Consider the following 20,725-nt stretch of genomic DNA (forward strand, 5'->3'; position numbering starts at 1 on the left):
ACAGGTGTACAGCGAGATCTATCGTCCCGGCCGGAAGCGCGAACACTGGATCGTCGGCGGTCAGGGGTACGGGCATGGCCGCCCGGTAGGCGGGATCGGAGAGGGTAACCAGCCGGGCAAGTACAGCTGACTTCCCTGACCCCGGCCCTCCCGTCACGACCCGCAGCGGATCTACCCGTTCCGGCGGCGCGCACAACCAGCCGACCAACTCACCTAACGCCCGCCGTCGCCCCGTGAAGAACCAGCCTGGCCGTGCCGCACGCTCTACCCCCCTCGCCCGCGGGTCCCAATGCGACCGCCACGCCTGGTCGGCCGATGCCCGACCGCCGCGGACCAGCACAGGCGGCGGTGGCAGGACTGGCAGCTGGCCGGGTCTGGTCACGCCCAGCTGTTGCCACCACTGCGCTGCCGCCGGGAGCCCTGCCAACGCCGTGATGGGGGTGACGGTCAGCGCCGACTCTCCCTCCGGCCGGTGATGCTCGACGACGACCCCAACCGCCAGCTCCCCGACATGCAGATCTGAAACGAAGACCACCGCGCCAGACATGCCCTGCCACTCCGAGCCGGCGAGCGAGCCATCTGGCAATGGCCGAGGGGTGTCGTTTACCTGCAATGCCAACAAACCCGCGCGTAGCTTGCCTCCAGGCAGAATATGTCCGTGTATGTGCCAGGTATCCCTGCGACTGCCTTCCTCCAAAACGGGATCGGCCTCGCCGAACTGGGGGAAACCGACCGCCCAGCAGCCTTCGACCGTCGCCGAGCTGTCCCGATCCACCCGCGCGAAGGCCGCGGGAGGAAGCACTTCAGTAAAATCGGAGTCAACGATCTTCAGTAGCGCCAAATCAATTTCCGAATCCCGGTCGCAGACGAGCAGCACGTCCGCGGCATATTCTGTTCCCGGGACCGTGCGCACTAGTACCCGTTCGTCATCGCCGAGTCCCTGGCGATGATCTACAACATGCGCAGCGGTAAGTACTAGCTGACCGCCTATGAGGTAGCCTGAGCCGGCTACCCAGCGGTCGACCGACGGTGGCACGGATGGGCCGCGGTCGTAGAGAACCTCCACCGCCCGGCCAGGTCCATTTTTAGGAGTGATAGTCATGAAACCGCATCGAGTCAGGGCTTCTTCGCGGAACGACGGTGAATCTTGACGGGGTTGCCATCCTGATCCACTGGCGCGCCGAGCGTTACAGCGACCTTTTGGATCTCTTCGCGAGCATAGCCGACCGAGCCACCCAGCTCCACGACCCAGAACTTGATTCCCGCCTTGCCGTCACCGGTTTTGGTCACCGCTACGTGGAATTCCAGCTGAACCTCAGTCACGGGGAACTGGAATCCCGAACCCGCTCCAGCCGCTGTCGCCTGAGCCAACTCGGCCCTCAGAGCGTCCACCGTCTCGGCAAGTCCCAGCCGGTCCACCACTTGTCCCCACCATTCGTCATCGACCCGGCCCACGACACCGTCCGGGTAGCGCTGATCATAGTAAGTTCTACAGGGCCTGTCCGCATTGGGGGGTGTCGGGCATCCGGACGCTGAATGAGCTGGGCAGCCATGGCGCTCTGCGCCTCGGCGCTCCCGTGAGGGACGAAGTCGATTGACAGCCGGAGAATCGTAGCGTGCGGCGCGGTCGAGACACGCAGCGTAACCGCACTCTTGCGGCGCACCGGTGGCGGTCACGACGAGCACGACCGGGTCCGGGCCGGCGGCCCGCCTGCAGGCCGGTGGTGGCACGGCGGGCCACCGTTGGCCGCCCGGCTGGTGGCGGACACGGCCCCGCCACCAGGGGTCCCGATCTCAAGGCCTCGGGCGGAGGGCTCACTCCTCGTCGTCGGTGCCGTCGGGTGCGTCCGGGTCACGTAGCAGCCGCCTGCTGCCGCCCAGGTCCGTCGGGTACGGTCCACCGGACCACGACATCATCGAAGTCGGCCTCTGCCTCGGCGCCGGGCCGGTGGGTCTGCAGTACGGACACCTCGACCGGCCCCCGGCCCGCCTCGACCCGGAACTGCAGCCGGCGGACCGCGACGTAGCCGCGCACCACCTGGTACGACACGCCGATCATCCCGTGCTCGTCGCGGAGCCGGTCGGCGATCCGCTTCACCGGGTGCCGCTGCTTGCGGGGCGCGTCCAGGTCCGCCAGCAAGATCCCATCGATAATCAACCATAGGGATCGATCATCGAGGACCGCAGCAAGAGTTTCTTGCGCTCCGCAGGCCACGCCGAAGACAGCGCCTTCAGGACCATCCGGCGACCGACCCCGCACTTGCGCTCGAGTACTCGCCCGGACAACCCCGCCCGCGCATCACGACGGATCGCGGCGTACAGCTCGACCCTCGAGGGTGCGGGCATCGACGCTGCCTCCAGAGCGCCCTCATGCGCTCCCACCACCGGTGCGGTCACGATTCACCGACATCCACTTCCCCCAGCCACAGGTGCGGTCAGAGCTGACCGATATTCGCGGCCGCTTCTCACCGGCAGAGCCAGCCGATGCGTGACGACACCCGCAACGACCGGGGCCACGACGGTTGGGGATGTTCCGAGCGCATCGCCGAGCGCACAGCATGCATGCCCAACCCGGTTGGCAGTCGGCGCCGTTACATTGAGCCCCCATCCGTTGCGATCATCACCGAAACGCTTCCGGCGATGTGCCTCAGGGACCTTAAGATCGACTCAGGAGGAAGCGCGATCGGGCCGTCGGGATCCCGCCCCGCAGGCAGATTTGCGGCAAAGAATGCTTGTCCCGTGCCACCGTAACAGTGCCGGACGCCACGAACATCACACATCCGCCACCGGGCCCGGGTGGAGCCGCCCTGTTGATCGGTAGAGTGCAGGATCGGGTCAGTGCAGCGAGGGTGCGTATGAAATTCCGATGATCAAGCCCTCGGGTGAAAGCAAGCGCGCCACCGTCTGACCCCACGGTTCGAGGCGAGCCTCGTGCAGCAGCGGAAATCCACCGTCGGCGAGTTCGGCCGCGGCTGGACCGACGGCGTCGGCGTCGGCTACCTCGAATTCGATGCTGGCCTGCGGAACAGGGTGCTCGCCGGGCCAGTCGGGGGTGCCGAAGCACGCCTGCGCCGCCTGCGTTAGGGGCCAGACGCCGAAGTGCTTGCTACCGGCGATCTGCTCGCTGTGGTAATAGTCGTCGTCTTCGCCATGGTCCAGCGGTAGTCCGAGCGCGTCGACATACAGCCGGCGGCTGGCAGCAGGATCGGCGGTGATCGCGGCGATGCTGGCGATGAACTGGATCTGCATGAACACTCCCGTCATGGATGCGGCCGTTCGGCCTATCGTTCGCCCCGACTGCGGGTGCTGTCGTCTCAGCCCTCACTGTGTCGCAAGGCGAACCCTCAACGGACGGTCGCCGGTGCGGGCCGGCTGAATTTCACCGGCTGGGTGGGCGCACCCAGCCGGGCGCGGAGTCGGCGAAATCCCAGCCGGGTCCGGTAGGGGCTGACCACCGCGCTGGGCTCGGACCTTCCGCCGCACGATGACCTGTGGGGCTCCAAAAAACCCGATCCTGGCCGTGAGCTGGGATTTTGTGACAGGTCGTGGCCGTCGGATTCGCCGTCAGGTGGCGCCCTCGTCCGTGGGTTTCAGGTAGGTGCTCAACCGGTCACCGCGATTGATATGGACGGCCATGGCCGTGTGGCGACGGTGCGGGGCTGTCATCCGCTACACCTTGATGATCGCGCATGGTCGGGCGTTCGAGAGGTACCCGGCCAGATTTTGAAGATCACCCGAGTCGGATGTGTACACCACCCCACCATCGCGGGCGGCCAACAGAACGACGATCGCGTCGACCCCGTCACCGGTGCCGGAACGGTCCAACAGTTCCCCGACCGCGCGCGCTGTCATGTGGTCGACCGGTTCGACCACACAGCCACGGAGCAGCCGCGTCAGGCGCTCCTGTCGTGCTCCATCCCGCCAGACCTGCCAGACGACCGGCGCCGGAACCACGGGGATAACACCGCCGGCCAACGCCGTCATGTGGCGGGCCCACATGCGTTCGTCGTCACGTTCGCCGGCGACCAGGGCACCGGCGTCATAGAGCAGGTTCACGCGGTTCGGCGCGGAAGTACGCCGGCGTCTTCCAGCTCACGTTGAGCCTCGTCGAGGATGCTCTGCGACAGCGGGCCATGTTCGGCCTCCCACTCGCGGGCGGCTGCCAGACCGTCCGCAATGACCGCCTGCCGGTCGAGTCGCTCCACGATCGCTTCGCGTACCCACGCGGACAGCGACGTCCCCGCGGTGCGGGCGGCGTCTTCGGCACGGGCACGGAGAGCATCACCGAGGTACAGCGGAGTCGATATCGTTCTGCCCATGCCTGCCAGCATACCCCGATGCGAATCGCATGCGAATCTAATCCATTGAGGCCGGGCACTGCGGACGCGGTACCGGTGCGGCTGGACCCGGAACTGCGGGCAGTGCTCGCCGCCCGGGCAGCTGCCGAGCACACGAACGCCAGCGACGTCATTCGTCAGGCTCTCCGGGCGTGGCTCGACGTCGCGTAGGCGCCGACGTCCCACAGGGGTGCGGGGAACGACACCGACGATCGGAGCCGCACTGCTGGGATTCATCGAATACTGCGGGTGACGTATGTGATCGTCTTCTATCCGGAAAAACGATGGGTACTGTGGGCTCATTGCGGGTGCGGACGTTGCGAACCCGACCGGCAGCACCCGGCACTCTCGGGCATCCGCAATTGCCCTGGCCTGCACATTCGGGCATTCTCGGGTTCGGGCGGACATGTTCCGGCAGGTATTCCAACGTTCTTTTAATCTGCGGGTTCAGGGTTCGAGCCCCTGGCGGCCCACATCCGATCATGGTTGTGACCTGCTGTGATCTCGCTTTCTTGATCCCCCCTGGAAGATCCTCTGGGGGTTATGGGCTCAATGCGGGCTCAAACCGCACGATCTTGTTCGTCGGGTGATCGTGCGGGCTCAACACCTTGATCCATTTTGTGACGTTGCGTGCCTGACCATGAGGTAGCTCACGATCGGACTGGATTCGCCCTGGGCGACGTGTCGAAGTGGTGCCGGCTGTGGACGCTGTGCAGCCTTTACCTGTCCATAGCGCCAGGCACACCAGTTGGGCCGTACGCCTTACCAGTCGGCTTCGTCCGGGAAATGGAGGCGATCTCCAGACGCGTGCCCATCCCCTGCAGCGACGTCGCCGTGTGCAGCAGCGAGACCTTCGCGAAAGCGAACAGAGAGTCGGGAGTCAGCGGCACCCCGTCCTTGAGGACGGATGCCGTAAACAAGGGTCGGTGAGCTGAACGACGTGTCCAGAGGGTGGCCGGGAGCCAGTTCGTCGAGCTTGGCGAGGAACTTCTCACGGGCTCCCAGGTCGTAGCGCAGGGTTTCGATGGCGACACGGCCCTGCGCGAAGAGGTGGTTCAGCGGGGCGGTCCCGTCGGCCTTCTTGACGCAGATGAGCTGGCCGGCGGGCCCGAGCGCGTCGGCGATTTCGAGGCCACCTCCGCGCAGACGCCTGGTGCGCACGGTGTCCTTGTCGAGCAGCACGTACCCGTCCTGGGCTGCGATCTGCCTGTTGTAGGGTTCGGAGTGTCGGTTCCCACGGCACACCGCCGCTTCCAGGCCTGGACCCGAGCGAGGGTCTGGTCGCGGCTGCACCAGGAGATCCGGGACGTCCACGGCGGCGCCGGTGGGGTCGACTGGTCGTCGGTGATCGTGGACGCAGCCAGCCTGCGCGCGAAAAAAGGGGATCCCTGACCGGTCCAGACCCGGTCGACCGCGGCAAGAAGGGCTCGAAGATCCATGTCCTGGCCGACGCGGCCGGGCTGCCGCTGGTCGTCGCGGTCTCGGGGGCGAACCTCAACGACAACCAGGTCCTCATCCCGCTGGTCGCCAGCATCCCGGCGATCCGTTCCCACGCGGCCCCCCGCAGACGGCGGCCGGACAGGCTGTACGCCGACAAGGGCTGCGACTTCCCGGACCTGCGCCGTTTCCTGCGCCGCCGGCACATCACCCCACGCATAGCCCGCCGCGGCATCGAGCGCGCCGACCGCCTCGGCCGACACAGGTGGAAGATCGAACGCACGATCGCCTGGCTCGGCGTTCACTGGGCATCATCCCTGGTCGGCGGTCAGCCTCACCTATCCCGCGATCCGCGTATCGCGACGGCGACCTCGTCGCGCTCGTCGAGCGGGCCGGGACGGCCATCGGCGAGGCGCAGGTCGCCGATGTGCCGGTCCGCTGCGAGCCCCAGCGCGGGCGAGATCCACTACCCCGCGGTACCCCACGCGCTCGCGCGGATGGGGTACCGCAGCACCATTGGCCTGGAGGGGTACGCCGCCGGGGACGACCTCGATGCGCTGGAGGCATCCGCGCGGCCTTCACCGTCTGCTCGCGCTGGACCGGTCAGCCGAGGGTTTTCGTCTCCTCGAGCAGCTCGTGGCCGACTTCCACGGCATGGGCGGCGGCCTGCTCGAGCTCGTGGCCGAGCTCCTCCAGCTCCGCGCCGCCGGCCATGAGCCTGGTCAGCTCGTCGAGCTTGATCTCCGACTTCGCGAAGTCGCCCAGGCTGCGTCCCCGCTTCAGCAGGAGGAACCGGTCGCCCACCGGGTAGGCGTGGTGCGGGTTGTGGGTGATGAAGATGACGCCCAGGCCGCGGTTGCGGGCCTGGACGATGTACTTCAGGACCACCCCGGCCTGCTTGACGCCCAGCGCGGAGGTGGGCTCGTCGAGGATGAGCAGCCGCGCGCCGAAGTACACCGCGCGGGCGATGGCAACGGACTGGCGTTCTCCGCCGGACAGCGTACCCACCGGCTGGTCGAGGTCACGGATGTCGATGCCCATGTCGGCCATCTCCTTCCGCGTGATTCGCTTTGCCGCTTCGCGGTCGAAACGCCGTAGCGGCCCCCAGCCTTTCGTCGGCTCGGATCCGAGGAAGAAGTTTCGCCAGATCGCCATGAGCGGAACCATCGCCAGGTCCTGGTATACGGTGGCGATGCCGGCGTCGAGCGCTGCCCGGGGCGAGGAGAAATGTGTGGGCTCGCCGTCGAAGAGCAGCTGTCCGGCGTCGGGCGAATGGACGCCGGACAGGATTTTTATCAGGGTCGACTTTCCGGCTCCGTTGTCGCCGAGTACGCACGTCACCTCACCGGCCCGGACCGTTGTGGACACATCCTTCAGGGAGATCACGCTGCCGAAGTGCTTGGAGATGTTCTGGATCTCCAACAGCGGCGCGCCGGCGGAGTCCTGCTTCATGTCCACTACCTCCGGTTCTTGCTGGCATAGCGACGGACGAACTGGTTGGCCAGCACCGCGAGCAGCAGCATCGCACCAAGGAAGAACTTGAACCAGTCCGCGTCCCACCCGGCGTACACGATGCCCTGCGAGGTCATTCCGAAGATCAGTGCGCCGACCGACGCGCCGATGACGGAGCCGTATCCGCCGGTCAGCAGGCATCCCCCGATGACCGCCGCGACGATGAAGATCAGTTCCTGGCCGATGCCGGCCTGCGCCTGGATGGACGTGAGGCGCAGGACCTCGGTGTTCCCAACGAACCACGCGCCGGCGGAGGTGAGCATGAACAGCGTGGTGGTGGTTCTGCGTATGGGCACGCCCACGTTCGTGCTCGCGGTCTCGTCGCCCCCCACAGCGAAGATCCAGTTACCGAACCGGGTCTGTAGCAGGAGGTACGAACCGAGCGCGGTGAAAACCAGCCACCACACGATCGCGATCTGGAAGTTCGTACCGCCGATCGAGACGGTGCTGGCGATCATCCGGTGCACGCCCGAGTATCCTGGCACTGAATCCAGGCCGCTGACCTGGACGGTGTTCGTGACGGCCTTGGTGACCCCGAGGTTGAGGCCCTGCAGCATGAGGAAGCTGCCCAGCGTGATGATGAAGCTCGGAAGCCCCGTACGCATGACGAGATACCCGTTGGCGAATCCGATAGCGAGCACCAGCGCCAGCGAGGCGAGCATCGCCGGGTAGAGGTTCCAGCCGTAGTGGGTGGTGAGCAGTCCGGTCGTGAGGCCGGCGGTTCCGGCCTGCACGCCGGCCGAAAGGTCGAAGTGACCGCCGATCATCAGCAGGGCGACCGGGACCGCCATGATGCCGAGGGTCGACGCCGGGTCCAGCCAGTTCGCGACGCCGCTGGTCGACCGGAAGACGTTCGACTGGAACGCGAAGAAGACGAAGACGACGATCGCGCCGATCAGCGATCCCAGCTCGGGTTTGATCAGCAGCCTGCGCGGGAGGCCGACGCGAGCGATACGCTCGTCGGCCGCGGGTAAGACGGTGGTGGTCATGGTTCCCTTCCCGAGGAGCACCGCCGTCGGGGAGAGCCGCGCGGCGGCCCTCCCCGACGGTCGTCCGCTAGCGGGTACCGGCCCTCGCGAGGGCCAGGATCGCGCCCGCGTTTTCCTTGGTGACGAAGCTGGGGCCGGTCAGCACCGGCTGGCCCCCGCCGAGGGTATTGCCGTTGGACTTGTAGAGCGTCAGCATCACGATCGGGAGGTAGCCCTGGACGTAAGGCTGCTGATCCACCGCGAAGGCGATCTTTCCGCTTTCCACGGCCTGGGCGACGTCGACGCTAAGGTCGAAGGTGGCCAGAGTCGCCTTGGAGCCAGTCTGCACGATCGCCGTTTCGGCGACCGCCGCGACTTGGCCGCCCAGCGTGAGGACGCCGTCGATGGAGGGATCCTGCTGGAGCTTGGCCTTGATCGTGGCCTCGGCCCCCTGCAGGTCGTTGTTGTCGACCTGGATGTTCTCCGTCGTGCCGCCGAGGCCCGCCTCGGCCCCCGCGCATCGCTGCTCCAGCCCGACGTTGCCCGCTTCCTGGATCACGCACAGCAGCTTCTTGACGCCCGTCGTCTTCAGCCGCTGGCCGACCGCGGTGCCCGCGACCGTCTCGTCCTGGCCGACGTGGGCCAGTGCGCCGAACTTGCTGGAACGGGACTGACCCGAGTTGATGGTGATGACCGGGATACCAGCCGCCACCGCCCTCTTGATGGGTGCGGCCAGGGCGTCCGGGTTCGCCATCGAGACCACCAGGCCGTCGACCTTCTGGTTGACCGCCGCGTCGATGAGCTGCCCCTGCTTCTGCGGGTCGCCGTCACTTTGGTAGCTGACGCTCACGCCCTCGTCCTTGCCGCCATGCTGGGCGCCCGCCTTCACGATGCTCCAGAAGGAGTCGCCGACGCCGCCGTGGGTCACGACCGCGAACTTGTACCCGTATCCGCCGGAACCCGAGCTCGAACCGCTCGCGGTGGCTCCGCTGTCCGAACTGGAGCCGCCGCAGGCGGTCAAGCCTAAGGCCATCGTCACGGCAATCACAATCGAGGCTCGGCGTCGTGAGAATTTCATTGCTTCTCCCTCGTTTTTCGCCAAGCGTCCACCGATGCTTCCCGTCCCGGCGCCTGGCAGCGAATAGTGGGTTACCCGACCCGGCAGGAACCGGGCAGTCAAGAGGCGGCCGGCCGTCCAGCCGGTGAAGTATGAACCGCTCCCTTCGCCTAGGTGGCGGTCGGAAAGTGGAAGCTGGCCTGGACCCCGCCCGCGGGACGGGGCCAGCGGGAGGTGACAGCCTTGGCTCGCGTGTAAAATCGGACGCCCTCGGGCCCGTGGATGTGGGAGTCGCCGAAGAGCGAGTCCTTCCAGCCGCCGAAAGAGTAGTAGGACATCGGAACCGGGATCGGCACGTTCACGCCGATCATTCCGACCGTGACCGCGCGCTGGAATGTCCGGGCCGCCTCGCCGCTGGCGGTGAACAGAGCGGTGCCGTTCCCGTAGGGGTTGGCGTTAATGAGGTCAATCGCCTCATCCAGGGTGTTGACGCGGACGACGACGAGGACCGGGCCGAATATCTCCTCGCGGTAGACGTCCATCGCGGGCGTCGCGCGGTCGATCAGGGTGGGTCCCACGAAGAACCCGTCTTCGTGGCCGGCGACCGCGAGATCCCGGCCATCGACGACGAGCGTCGCGCCCTGGTCGGCCCCGGACGCGACCAGCCCGATGATCCGCTCGCGGGCGGCGGCGGTGACCACGGGTCCCATATCGACCCCGGCCGCGGTGCCCGGTCCGACCCGGACTGACTCCGCCTTCTCCCGCAATGCCTCCACCAAGGCGTCCGCGACGTCGCCGACCGCCACCGCCACCGAGATTGCCATGCAGCGCTGCCCGGCGGATCCGAACGCGGCGGCGACAAGGTGGTCGGTGGCGAAATCCAGGTCGGCGTCCGGCAGCACTACGGCGTGGTTCTTGGCCCCGCCGAGTGCCTGGACTCGCTTTCCGTTCCGACTCGCCGTTTCGTGGACGTACCGGGCGATGGGCGTCGAACCCACGAAGGACACCGCCGCCACGTCCGGGTGGCCCAGGAGCGCGTCGACCGCCGTCTTGTCGCCATTGACGACGTTGAAGACCCCATCTGGCAGACCAGCCTCGGCCCACAGGGAGGCCGCGAGCAACGAGGCCGACGGGTCGCGTTCGCTCGGCTTGAGCACAAACGTGTTGCCACAGGCGATGGCCACCGGATACATCCACATCGGCACCATTACCGGGAAGTTGAACGGCGTGATACCGGCGACAACACCCAGCGGCTCGCGGAAGGAAAACAGGTCGACTCCACGCGAGACCTGGTCAGAGTAGGAACCCTTGAGGAGTTCAGGTATTCCGCAGGCGTACTCCACGACCTCCAGGCCGCGCTGGACCTCGCCAGCCGCGTCCGAAAGCACCTTGCCGTGTTCATCCGAAATGATTGCGGCCAGCTCGCCCATCCGCGCGTTGACCAGTTCACGGAAGGCGAACAGCACCTTCGTTCGCGTGCTCAGCGAGGACTGCGACCATTCCACGAAGGCATCCGCCGCCACCCGCACCGCGTTGTCGACGTCCGCCGGGGTGGCGAGGACGACCTGCGCCTGGGCCTCGCCCGTCGCGGGGTTCCAGACGGTTCCATGACGGGCGGACGTGCCGGGTGTCGGCTTCCCGCCGATCCATTGCTCAATGGTTCTCACATCGAGGTCCGTTCCGTTGCGGATGATCGTTGAGGTGGAACGCGGGTGGACAGCAATGCGGACGGCCCTGCCCGGGCGCCCGCGCGGGCAGGAGCTTCAGAGGAACGGCCGCTGGTTCACCTTGTTGGCCTCGTATGACTTGCGCGCCTGGCGGGTGGAGTCGAGCTCGGCGACCTCGGCCACCGGAACGTCCCACCAGGACTCGCTGCTGGGCGCCGGGACCAGCGGGTCGGTCTCGACGTGGACGAGGACCGGCCCCGACCGCGGCCCCTTGGCCTGTCGCAGCGCGTCCCGGAACTCGTCGATCGTCCGCGCCCGCAGGACCTCGACGCCTAGGCTGGCGGCGTTGCCGGCGAGATCCACCGGCAGCACGTCGCCGTCCAGCCGGCCGCTGTCCGGGTCGCGGTAGCGGTATCGGGTGCCGAACCGCTGGGCGCCGACCGCGTCGGACAGTGCGCCGATCGAGGCGAATCCCTGGTTCTGAACCAGGACAACAATGATCTTGATGCCTTCCTGGACGGCCGTGACCAGTTCCTGCGCCATCATGAGGTAGGAGCCGTCCCCGACCATGACGAAGACATCGCGGTCCGGCGCGGCGATCTTCGCGCCGAGCCCACCGGCGATCTCGTAGCCCATGCACGAGTAGCCGTACTCGACGTGGTAGCCCTTGGGATCCCGGGTGCGCCACAGCTTGTGCAGGTCACCCGGCATCGAGCCGGCCGCGCACACGACCACGTCCCGTGGGTCCGCCACCTCGTTGACGACGCCGATCACTTCGGACTGGGCCGGCACCGGGGTGTGGCGCAGGGCGTAGGCGCGCTGCACCGTCCCGTCCCACTCGGCGGCGAGCCGCCCTGCCAGTTCCCGGTAGCTGTCCGCCACCGACCACCCCGACAGCCCCTCCGTCAGGGCCCGCAGCGTCTCGCGGGCATCGGCGACGACCCCGACCCCCGCGTGCTTCACCGCGTCCAGCGTGGCGACGTTGACGTTCACGAAGCGGACGCCGGGATGGGCGAACGCGGTCCGCGACGCGGTGGTGAAGTCGCTGTAGCGGGTGCCGATGCCGATGACGACATCGGCCTGCCGCGCGATCCGGTTGGCCGCGGTGGTGCCGGTGCTGCCGACGGCACCGAGCGCGAGCGGATGGTCGTAGCGCAGCGACCCCTTGCCGGCCTGGGTCTCCGCCACCGGGATGCCGGTGGCCTCCGCGAACACCCGCAACTGTTCGGTCGCCTCTGCGTAGATCACGCCGCCGCCGGCGACGACCATCGGCCGCCGCGCCGCTCTGATCACGTCAAGGGCGCGGATGAGCGCCGCCGGCTCCGGCACCGGCCGGCGGACGTGCCACACCCGCTCGGCGAACAGTTCGACCGGCCAGTCGTGCGCCTCGGCCTGGACGTCCTGGGGCAACGCCAGCGTCACCGCGCCGGTCGTCGCCGGGTCCGTCAGCACCCGCATCGCGCCGAGCAGCGCCGACGACAGCTGCTCTGGCCGCCATACGCGGTCGAAAAACGCCGACACCGGCCGGAACGCGTCGTTGACCGACACGTCGTAGCCGCGCGGGTCCTCCAGTTCCTGCAGCACTGGGCTGGCCACCCGGGTGGCGAACACGTCGCCCGGCAGTAGCAGCACGGGCAGCCGGTTGATGGTGGCCAGCGCCGCGCCGGTCACCATGTTCGTCGCGCCTGGGCCGATCGACGACGTGCAGGCCAGCGTCGACAGCCGGTTACGCATCCGGGCGAAGGCGGTCGAGGCGTGCACCATGCCCTGCTCGTTGCGTGCCTGGTAGTACGGCAAAGCACCGGGCGTGCGCAGCTCGGCTTCCAGCAACGCCTGGCCGATCCCGGCCACATTGCCGTGCCCGAAGATCCCGAAACAGCCAGCGAACAGCTTGTGCCGGACGCCGTCACGTTCGCTGCGCTGGGCCGCCAGGAAGCGCACGAGCGCCTGGGCAACGGTGAGCCGAACCAGGCCAGCGCCCTCCAAGGTCACAATCACAGTAGCCTCCCCCGGCCTGTCGGTGTCATGGGTAGGCGCGGGTCGATGTCGGCCACGCCCCACGTCCTCCGCACCCACGCGTGCGCGGGGTCATCACAGATCAGCCAGGCACGCTCCGGCCCCGGACCGGCCATGACGTTGAGGTAGTAGAGGTCGTAGCCCGGGGCCGCCATGGCCGGGCCGTGCCAGCCGTGCGGGATGATCACCACGTCGCCGGACCGCACCTCGGCCAGCAGATCGGCCGGCCGCCGCGGCGTGCCGTAGACCCGCTGGTACCCGGCGCCGGGACCGGCCGGACCCGCGGCGACTTCGAAGTAGTAGATCTCTTCCAGCTCGGTCTCCCCCGGGCGCTGTTCGTCGTGCTTGTGCGGCGGGTAGGACGACCAGTTCCCAGCCGGAGTGAGCACCTCGCAGGCAATCAGACGGTCGGCGTCGAAGCTCTCCGGCGTGCAGAAGTTGTTGACCTGCCGGGAGCAGGAGTCGGCCCCTCGCAGCTCCACGGGCACGTCGGCGGCGGACACGTAGCGCGCCGGCAGGGCACGGCGCGCCACCGCCGACGGGAACGCGAACCGGCCGCCCTGCCGGCTGCGCACCGTCGCCACTGCGTCTCTGGGCAGGTAGACGAAGTCGGTCGGGCCGTCGAAGACGTCACCGCGCCCGGCCAGCTCCCACCGGGTTCCGCCATGCTCGACCTCGCAGGAGCCGGACAGCGGAAGCACAATCGTCTCGCGGTCGTCGGTGCCGAACGTCCTCGACTCGCCCGGCTCCAGCCATAGGACCCGCAGCCCCGAGAACTCCCAGCCGGCCCGCTTCGGGCCCAGATCCAGCCGCCAGTCGCCGTCACCGAGCGTCCCTGCTGGGATGTGCCAGCCCCCGCCGTCCCCGCGCCCGCCAGCACCGGTACTCATGCCGACACCTTTCCTAGTGCTGGCCGGACGAGCTGGGCGGCGCCGGCCACCGCCGCCGCCACGTCTCCGCCAGGCGGGTAGAGCAACGCGCGGCCCACCACCAGGCCCCGCACGCCGGGCAGCGTCAGCGCCCGCGCCCAGGAGGAGTAGGTCTCCTCGATCGCCCCGACCGGATCGCCACCAAGCAGCAGCGTCGGCAGCGTGGTGGCGGCCATGACCTCTTCCAGCCCGTCCACCACGGGCAGCTTCAGCCAGGTGTGCGAGGTGGTGGCGCCGAGCCCGGACGCCACCGCGACCGACTTCACCACCGCCGCCGCGGTGAGGTCGTTGTGCAGCCGCCCGTCGACACGGCGCGAGATGAACGGCTCGAGCATCGCGACCCGGCCGAGCCGGGCCAGCTCGGTGACCGCCCGACCGCAGGACTCCAGCGTGCGAACCGTCCCCGGATCGGCCAGGTCGATGCGGCAGAGCATCTTCCCGCCGTCGAAGCCCATCGCCGCGATCGTCGCCGCGTCGTAGCCGGTGAACCTGTCGTCGAGCTCGAACACGGCGCCCTGTAGCCCGCCCCGGTTCATCGACCCGAAGACGACCTTGCCCTCCAGCGCCCCGAGCAGGAGCAGGTCTTCCAGTATGTCCGCGGTACCGAGCACCCCGTCCACGGAGGGGTCGGCGAGCGCGGTCATCAGGCGGAGCAACAGGTCGTCCCGGTCGGCCATCGCCGTAGCGTCGCCTCGCACCCCCAGCGCGCCGCGGGCCGGATGGTCGGCAGCCAAGATCAGCAGCCGGCCGGAGTCGTTCAGCAGGGGCCGCCGCGTGCGCTGGGCGGCCCCCTCCGCGACGGCTCCGGGATTACGCGCGCGCATCTCGCGCAGCTCCCACAAGCGGTGGTCAGACGGCATCGGCGTACTCCTCAAGCCTTGCGGTGACCTCGGCGGTCGTCGGCATCGCGGTGGAACACTCCAATCGGGTGGCGACGATCGCCCCGGCCGCGTTCGCGAAGCGCACCAGCCGTTCCAGCGGCCACCCGGCCAGCAGGCCGTGGCACACCGCGCCACCGAAGCCGTCGCCGGCCCCGAGCCCGTTGACGACGGTGACCGGGATTGGCGCAACCTCGACCCTCTCGGTGGCCGTCGCGGCGAGCACCCCCCGCGGGCCCCGTTTCACGATCGCGAGTTCGACGCCGGCATCGATCAGCGCCGCCAAGGCCGCCTCCGGGTCACGGGTGCCGACCGCGACCTCGCATTCCTCCAGGTTCCCGACGGCGACCGTCACGTGCGGCAGGGCGGCCCGGACCTGCTCACCCGCGGCCGCCGCGGACGGCCAGAACATCGGACGGTAGTCGAGGTCGAGGACGGTGTGGGGCCGCCGTCCGCGGGCCTGCCACGCGGCGTGATGCGCCGCCCGGCTCGGCTCCTGCGACAGCCCGGTCACCGTTGCCCAGAAGACCCCGGCCGAATTGATCGCCTCAAGGTCCAGCTCGGCCGGCTGGATCTCCAGGTCCGGCGCCTTCGGGTAGCGGTAGAACCAGATCGGGAAGTCGTCCGGCGGGAAGATCTCGCAGAAAGTCACCGGCGTGGGCAGGTCGGGCACGGTATTGACGAAGGTGTTGTCCACGCCGAGCCGGCGCAGCTCGCTATGCAGGTAGCGGCCGAACGGGTCCGCGCCGGTGCGGGTAATCACCGCGGCCCGCCGGCCGTGCCGGGCCGCCGCGACGGCCACGTTGGTCGGGCTGCCGCCGAGGAACTTCCCAAACGTCTCCACCTCCTCCAGCCCGACGCCGACCTGGAGGGGATAGACGTCCACCCCGATCCGGCCGATCGTCAGGACGTCATACGGCGGCCGCGGAGCGGGCGCGCTCATGCCAGGCCTCTCAGGTACTCGACGCTGGCGCGGACATCCGCGAGCGGTCCGGGCTCGCCCGGAGACGGCGCGGCCGGCAGGATCGTGTCCTGTTCCAGCACGTACCAGCCCTGGTAGCCGACCTCCTCGAGCGTCGCCACGATGCCGGCGATGTCGACGTCGCCCTGGCCGAGTGGCCGGTACATGCCTGCGGCCACCGCCGCCGTGTACGTCGAGTCCCCGGAGCGGACCCGGGCGGCGAGGGCGGCGTCGACGTCCTTCAGATGTGTGTGCGCGATCCGGCCGGTGGCCTCGCGGGCCAGCGCCGCCGGGTCGGTGCCGCCGATCAGCAGATGCCCGGTGTCCAGGCAGAGCGGGACGGAGCTGCCGTCCAGAACCCGGCGCACCTCGTCCTCCCGTTCGACCATCGTGCCCACGTGCGGATGCAGGGCCGCCCGGATACCGTGTTCAGCGCCCAGCTCGGTGAGCCGGTCCAGGTTGCGCAGCAGCACCCGCCAGCCGGCGTCGGTCAATGTCGGCCGGGTGTCATACCCGTCCAGGCCGGTCGCCGCGGCCAGCACGAGGACGCCGGCGCCGGCGAACGCCTCCAGCGCCGCCTCGACCTCCTTCACCGGGTCGCGCGTGGAATCGTGCAGCACCACCGGGACGAAGCCGCCAACGGCAGCCAGCCCGTGCGCCGCGAGGGCACGTGCCCGGTCCGTCGGAGCCGCCGGGAGGAACCCGTCGGGGCCGAACTCGGTAGCTCGAAGCCCCAGCCCACGCATCTCGTCGAGCACCCGAGCCCGCGGAAGCTGGTGGCCCCAGCCCGGCACCTCGCACACCCCCCACGAGATCGGAGCCGCGGCGATCCGGTCGAGGAGGCGGGTCACAGACGCACCTCGTCGATCGCGACCGGGCGGCGCTCGGCCCGCGACAGCTCGCACGCCTCGGCGATGTAGAAGGCCTCCAGCGCGTCCGCGACGGTGCACAACGAGCTGCCCCGCCTCGCGACCAGGCCGGCGAACGCGGTGAGCTCGGCGAGGTAGGCGGCCCGGAACCGGTCCATGAACATCGGGTAGGGCGTCCCGCCCGGCCAGCTGACCCCGGGTTCAGCCGAGCGCAGCGGCAGCCGGTCGTCCAGCCCGACGGAAATACTGTCCTTCGCGCCAAGCACTTCGAGCCGGACGTCATAGCCGGCCGCGTTGTAGCGCGTGCCCGCCACGTGCGCGAACGCGCCGTCGTCGAGAGTCAGCAGGGCCGCGGCCGTGTCGACGTCGCCGAAGTCCGCGAAATACTGTGCGCCCCGGTTGGCCCCGGTCGCGTACACCTCCACCACCTCGCAACCGGTGACCCAGCGGATGGCGTCGAAGTCATGCACGCTGCAGTCACGGAAGAAGCCACCGGACGTGGCGACGTAGTCAGGACCGGGCGGCGCGGGGTCGAGGGTTCCCGCCCGAAGTGTGTGCAACCAGCCGAGCCGGCCTGAGGCCACCGCCTCGCGGGCGGTCGCGTAGCCGGGGTCGAAGCGGCGCTGGAACCCGATCTGCACCTCCACCCCCGAGCTGGTGACCTTGTCCAGCACCGCGACGGTGCCCTCGACGTCGGGCGCCACCGGCTTCTCGCAGAAGGTGGTGACACCGGCCTGGACCGCCGCGATGAGCAGCGACGCGTGCGCGTCGGTGGCGGCCGCGATCACGAGGCCGTCGATCCCGGCGCCGAACAGGTCCTCGGGCGAGTCGACCGCCGCGAGCCCGAGCCTGCCGGCGACCGCGTGTGCCCGACGCTGGTCCGCGTCCGCGACGACGATCGAGTCGATCTCGGGGATGCAGCGGAGGGTATCTGCGTGGAAGGAGCCGATCCGGCCGACCCCGACGAGCCCAATGCGCATGTTTCCCCTTACAGTCCGAGCTGCCACGATGGCCGAGCTGTCCTGCCCCGGCTTGACTCTTGACCTTGACTCAGGACTATGAGCTATCACACATGACACTGTCAACAGATTGACCGAATGTCCTTACAAACTAGGTGGAGAGAGGGTTGCGATGCGCACGCCCCCACCCGAGGGTGGCCGCAGCGCGCGCAGCCCACGAGGACAGCCCATGAGGAAGGCGGAGGATGAGCCCGCTCACCTTTAAGCTGGACCGGTCGAGTCCGGTACCGCTGTACTACCAGGTCGCGCAGCAGATCGAGCAGGCGATCGAACGCGGTGAGCTACCGCCTGGCTCGCGGCTGGAGAACGAGGTCAAGCTGGCCGACCGGCACGGGCTGTCCCGCCCGACCGTCCGCCAAGCCATCGGGGAACTGGTCCGCCAGGGCCTGCTGGTGCGCCGCCGGGGCGTCGGTACCCAGGTCGTGCACGGCAGGGTGCGCCGGCCGGTCCGGCTCAGCAGCCTCTGGTCGGACCTGGACCGGGCGAACCAGCACCCCACCACCAAGGTGCTGAGCATTGAGCGGGTCGAGGCGGACGCCGAGGCCGCAAGCCGGCTGGGCGTGCCGGCTGGCAGCACCGTAGTCGCCATCGAACGGCTCCGACTGGCCCAGAACGAGCCGCTCGCCGTGATGCGCAACGTCCTTCCCGAGCACCTCGTGACGTTCGACGAGCAGGAACTTGAGGCCGGCAGTCTGTACGCCCTGCTCATGGTCGCGGGCGTCGAGATCAAGGTGGCCAACCAGCGGATCGGGGCCCGCGCCGCCGGGACCCGGGAGGCTGCGCTGCTCCAGGTGCGGCGTGGTGCACCGATCCTGACCATGGACCGGACCGCCTTCGACGAGACCGGCCAGGCAGTCGAGTGGGGCGACCACGTGTACCGCGCGGACAGCTACTCGTTCGAGGTCACCCTGGTCGACCGGCCATGAGCGAGCGCTGGGCACGGCGGTGCGAGGCCGCCAAGTTCCAGTACTGCCTCGTTCCAGTGCTGCCTCGCCCCGGGCAGCTGGAGCTGGCGTTCGGTGCGACGTCACCTCTCGACCGACCAGAGCCAGTACACCCTCCGAGGGAGCCAGTCAGGCGGCCTCGTCCTTGACGTCCTCGATGCGTACGGGCGCTTCCTTCTGCACCGACCGTATGGCCGCCAACGCGATCGTCAGAGCGGCGCGGGCGTCCTCGCCCGTGACCGACGGGGCGCGGGCGGTGCGGACGCTGTCGGCGAAGTCGGCGAGCTCGGCGACGTACGCGTCGTGGAACAGATCCTGGTCATACGCGACGCACTCGGCGCCGATGCCGGCCGCGCCGTAGGCCGTCAGATGGGTGCGCCGGATGTCGCCCATCGTCAGCATTCCCGCCGAGCCGAAGACCTCACCGCGCACGTCGTAGCCGTACACCGCCTGGAAGTTGGCCTCCGCGGTGGCGAGGGCGCCGTTGTCGAAGCGGATCGTGACCACGGCCGTGTCCAGCAGGCCGCGCTCCTTGAAGTCGGGGCGGACCAGGGCGTCGGCCCAGGCGAACGCATCCACCGGCTCGGCGCCCGGATTGAGGTAGCGCAGGGTGTCGAAGTCGTGGATAAGGGTTTCCAGGAAGATCGTCCACGGCGGGACCCGAGCCGGGTCGGCCAGCTTCGGGTCGCGCGTGAGCGAGCGCAGCAGCTGCGGGGTGCCGATCGCGCCCGCGGCCACCTTCTCGTGCGCGGCGCGGAAGCCGGTGTCGTAGCGGCGGTTGAAGCCGACCTGGAGCGGCACGCCCGCCCCGGCGGCGGCCACGATGGCACGGTCGGCCTCCGCGAGGGTGACCGCCATCGGTTTCTCGCAGTAGACGGCCTTGCCCGCCCGCGCCGCAGCCTCGACCAGGTCGGCGTGGGTGCGGGCCGGCGTGGCGATCACCACCGCGTCGACCTCCGAATCCGCGAACAGCTCGCCGATCTCGGTGTACGCCGTGGGGCAGTCGAGCCGGTCGGCCAGGTGCCGCGCCGCGCCCGGGGCCGGGTCGGCGACCGCGGCCAGGCGGACGCCGGGCAGGCGGTGCGCGAGGGTCTCGGCGTGGAAGGAGCCCATGCGTCCGGCGCCGACGAGGCCCACGGCGAGGGGTTGGTGGGTGGTCATGCAGGTTCTCCGTACGTCTGTGGTGACCGTGGTCAGAGGGCGAAGGCCGAGCGGAAGCGCTCCAGGGCGCGGTCGCCGTCGTCGGAGGCCCAGGCCTCCAGGGCGACCGTGCCGTCGTAGCCGAGGTCCGCCAGGGCGCGGGCGACGGCCGGGTAGTTGATCTCGCCGGTGCCAGGCTCCTGGCGGCCGGGTACGTCCGCCACCTGGATCTCGCCGATCAGGCCCAACCCGTGCGCCCTGCGGACCAGTTCGATGAGGTTCCCCTCGCCGATCTGGGCGTGGTACAGGTCCAGGTTCATGCGCAGGCCGGGGCGGTCCACGGCCGCGACCAGGGCGAGGATGTCGGCGGCCGTCGCGAACGGTACGCCCGGGTGGTCGACGGCGGTATTGAGGTTCTCCAGGGTGAAGGTGATCCCGGTGCTCTCGCCCAGGTCGGCGAGCCGGGTCAGGGTGCGGTGGGCGGCGATCCACATGGGGCCCGTAGGCTCGCCGGTCACCGGCACCACCGGCAGGCCCTCGGCGTCCAGTCCGGTGCCGTGCAGGTTCAGCCGGGGACAGCCCAGGTGCCTGGCGGCCATGACCGACTCCCCGGCGGTGCGCAGCAGTTCGGCGGCGCCCACCTCGTCGGTGAGGCTGCCCCGGATGTAGCCCGTCATCGACGAGAACTTGGCCGGGGTCCGCGCGAGCGCGTCGAGATCGTGCCGGGTCCAGTCCCAGATCTCGACCTGGAAGCCGGCGTCGTGGATGCGCCGCGCCCGCTCGTGGATCGGCCGGTCGCGGAAGACCATCTCGGCACAGACCGCCAACGTGTACATGCTCGCCCTCTTCTCAGGCTCTCGCTGTTCTCAGGCTCTCCGGACGTCGGACGACTAGAACGTTCTAGAACTCGGGACAGTACGCCAGTTGCCCGGTCCTTCTGTCAAGCCTCCGTGCGACTAGACCTGTCTTCCGCACGTGCGTGCGGCGTGCC

Annotated in this window: 22 protein-coding genes and 1 pseudogene; 3 read left to right on the forward strand and 20 right to left on the reverse strand. The window is 69.1% G+C overall.

The window, feature by feature from the left end:
- The 7 genes from U9979_RS06965 to U9979_RS06995 all read right to left on the reverse strand — a co-directional run.
- The coding region (locus tag U9979_RS06965) for a serine protease (RefSeq protein WP_322778715.1) at window positions 1-1,102 on the reverse strand (1,102 nt) is incomplete at its 3' end.
- Window positions 1,103-1,116: 14 nt separating this feature from the next.
- Entirely contained in the window at window positions 1,117-1,455 is a 339-nt protein-coding gene (locus U9979_RS06970; protein ID WP_322778716.1) for a trypco2 family protein, read from the reverse strand.
- 397 nt (window positions 1,456-1,852) lie between these two features.
- Window positions 1,853-2,140 carry a hypothetical protein gene (locus U9979_RS06975; RefSeq protein WP_322778717.1) on the reverse strand — a complete coding sequence of 96 codons (288 nt, stop codon included), beginning with the start codon at window positions 2,138-2,140 and terminating at the stop codon, window positions 1,853-1,855.
- Between the two features lie 14 nt (window positions 2,141-2,154).
- Window positions 2,155-2,397: a hypothetical protein gene (locus U9979_RS06980; RefSeq protein ID WP_322778718.1), complete on the reverse strand. Its 243-nt coding sequence runs from the start codon at window positions 2,395-2,397 to the stop codon at window positions 2,155-2,157.
- 438 nt (window positions 2,398-2,835) lie between these two features.
- Window positions 2,836-3,249 carry a VOC family protein gene (locus U9979_RS06985; RefSeq protein ID WP_322778719.1) on the reverse strand — a complete coding sequence of 138 codons (414 nt, stop codon included), beginning with the start codon at window positions 3,247-3,249 and terminating at the stop codon, window positions 2,836-2,838.
- 420 nt (window positions 3,250-3,669) lie between these two features.
- Complete coding sequence (locus U9979_RS06990) at window positions 3,670-4,056, reverse strand: twitching motility protein PilT (protein WP_322778720.1); 387 nt, start codon at window positions 4,054-4,056, stop codon at window positions 3,670-3,672.
- Window positions 4,053-4,319, reverse strand: coding sequence for a hypothetical protein (locus U9979_RS06995; protein ID WP_322778721.1), 267 nt, complete (start codon window positions 4,317-4,319; stop codon window positions 4,053-4,055). Before U9979_RS06995 ends, U9979_RS06990 begins: the two co-directional genes overlap by 4 nt.
- A gap of 75 nt (window positions 4,320-4,394) precedes the next feature.
- Here U9979_RS06995 and U9979_RS07000 point away from each other — a divergent pair, with 75 nt between their 5' ends.
- The gene (locus U9979_RS07000; RefSeq protein WP_322778722.1) at window positions 4,395-4,508 is read left to right on the forward strand and encodes a ribbon-helix-helix protein, CopG family; all 114 of its coding nucleotides are present in this window, start codon (window positions 4,395-4,397) and stop codon (window positions 4,506-4,508) included.
- Between the two features lie 591 nt (window positions 4,509-5,099).
- Here U9979_RS07000 and U9979_RS07005 read toward each other — a convergent pair.
- On the reverse strand, window positions 5,100-5,519 hold the full coding sequence (locus tag U9979_RS07005; protein WP_416210514.1) for a DUF6119 family protein: 420 nt from the start codon (window positions 5,517-5,519) through the stop codon (window positions 5,100-5,102).
- 36 nt (window positions 5,520-5,555) lie between these two features.
- Here U9979_RS07005 and U9979_RS25115 point away from each other — a divergent pair.
- Window positions 5,556-6,061 (forward strand): annotated as a pseudogene (locus tag U9979_RS25115) (IS5 family transposase); the annotation flags it as partial.
- 316 nt (window positions 6,062-6,377) lie between these two features.
- Here the strand turns inward: U9979_RS25115 and U9979_RS07015 are convergent.
- From U9979_RS07015 to U9979_RS07060, 10 genes are all read right to left on the reverse strand, one after another.
- Window positions 6,378-7,226: an ATP-binding cassette domain-containing protein gene (locus tag U9979_RS07015; protein WP_322778724.1), complete on the reverse strand. Its 849-nt coding sequence runs from the start codon at window positions 7,224-7,226 to the stop codon at window positions 6,378-6,380.
- A gap of 5 nt (window positions 7,227-7,231) precedes the next feature.
- Window positions 7,232-8,275, reverse strand: coding sequence for an ABC transporter permease (locus U9979_RS07020; RefSeq protein WP_322748588.1), 1,044 nt, complete (start codon window positions 8,273-8,275; stop codon window positions 7,232-7,234).
- A 67-nt stretch (window positions 8,276-8,342) separates the two neighbouring features.
- A complete protein-coding gene (locus U9979_RS07025; RefSeq protein WP_416219631.1) occupies window positions 8,343-9,332 on the reverse strand; it encodes a sugar ABC transporter substrate-binding protein in 990 nt (329 codons plus the stop codon).
- Window positions 9,333-9,481: 149 nt separating this feature from the next.
- A complete protein-coding gene (locus tag U9979_RS07030) occupies window positions 9,482-10,978 on the reverse strand; it encodes a CoA-acylating methylmalonate-semialdehyde dehydrogenase (protein ID WP_322748586.1) in 1,497 nt (498 codons plus the stop codon).
- A gap of 96 nt (window positions 10,979-11,074) precedes the next feature.
- The gene (iolD, locus tag U9979_RS07035) at window positions 11,075-12,976 is read right to left on the reverse strand and encodes a 3D-(3,5/4)-trihydroxycyclohexane-1,2-dione acylhydrolase (decyclizing) (protein ID WP_322778726.1); all 1,902 of its coding nucleotides are present in this window, start codon (window positions 12,974-12,976) and stop codon (window positions 11,075-11,077) included.
- Complete coding sequence (gene iolB / locus U9979_RS07040; protein WP_322748584.1) at window positions 12,973-13,884, reverse strand: 5-deoxy-glucuronate isomerase; 912 nt, start codon at window positions 13,882-13,884, stop codon at window positions 12,973-12,975. Before iolB ends, iolD begins: the two co-directional genes overlap by 4 nt.
- Entirely contained in the window at window positions 13,881-14,783 is a 903-nt protein-coding gene (locus U9979_RS07045; RefSeq protein WP_322778727.1) for a hypothetical protein, read from the reverse strand. Before U9979_RS07045 ends, iolB begins: the two co-directional genes overlap by 4 nt.
- Window positions 14,773-15,744, reverse strand: coding sequence for a 5-dehydro-2-deoxygluconokinase (gene iolC, locus U9979_RS07050; RefSeq protein WP_322748582.1), 972 nt, complete (start codon window positions 15,742-15,744; stop codon window positions 14,773-14,775). Before iolC ends, U9979_RS07045 begins: the two co-directional genes overlap by 11 nt.
- Window positions 15,741-16,613 (reverse strand): sugar phosphate isomerase/epimerase, encoded by an 873-nt coding sequence (locus tag U9979_RS07055; protein ID WP_322778728.1) that lies wholly within the window; start codon window positions 16,611-16,613, stop codon window positions 15,741-15,743. The genes iolC and U9979_RS07055 overlap by 4 nt, the downstream gene beginning before the upstream one ends.
- Window positions 16,610-17,611, reverse strand: coding sequence for a Gfo/Idh/MocA family oxidoreductase (locus U9979_RS07060; RefSeq protein WP_322778729.1), 1,002 nt, complete (start codon window positions 17,609-17,611; stop codon window positions 16,610-16,612). Before U9979_RS07060 ends, U9979_RS07055 begins: the two co-directional genes overlap by 4 nt.
- Window positions 17,612-17,835: 224 nt before the next feature.
- On the opposite strand from U9979_RS07060, the gene U9979_RS07065 reads away from it, so the two are divergent.
- Window positions 17,836-18,576, forward strand: a complete 741-nt coding sequence (locus U9979_RS07065; protein ID WP_322748579.1) for a GntR family transcriptional regulator — start codon at window positions 17,836-17,838, stop codon at window positions 18,574-18,576.
- A 147-nt stretch (window positions 18,577-18,723) separates the two neighbouring features.
- Here the strand turns inward: U9979_RS07065 and U9979_RS07070 are convergent, their stop codons facing one another.
- Complete coding sequence (locus tag U9979_RS07070) at window positions 18,724-19,755, reverse strand: Gfo/Idh/MocA family oxidoreductase (RefSeq protein WP_322778730.1); 1,032 nt, start codon at window positions 19,753-19,755, stop codon at window positions 18,724-18,726.
- A 32-nt stretch (window positions 19,756-19,787) separates the two neighbouring features.
- Window positions 19,788-20,570 carry a TIM barrel protein gene (locus U9979_RS07075; RefSeq protein ID WP_322748577.1) on the reverse strand — a complete coding sequence of 261 codons (783 nt, stop codon included), beginning with the start codon at window positions 20,568-20,570 and terminating at the stop codon, window positions 19,788-19,790.
- Window positions 20,571-20,725 lie beyond the last annotated feature (155 nt).

Source organism: Protofrankia sp. Cas4 (genome assembly GCF_963555915.1).
Lineage (GTDB): Bacteria > Actinomycetota > Actinomycetes > Frankiales > Frankiaceae > Protofrankia.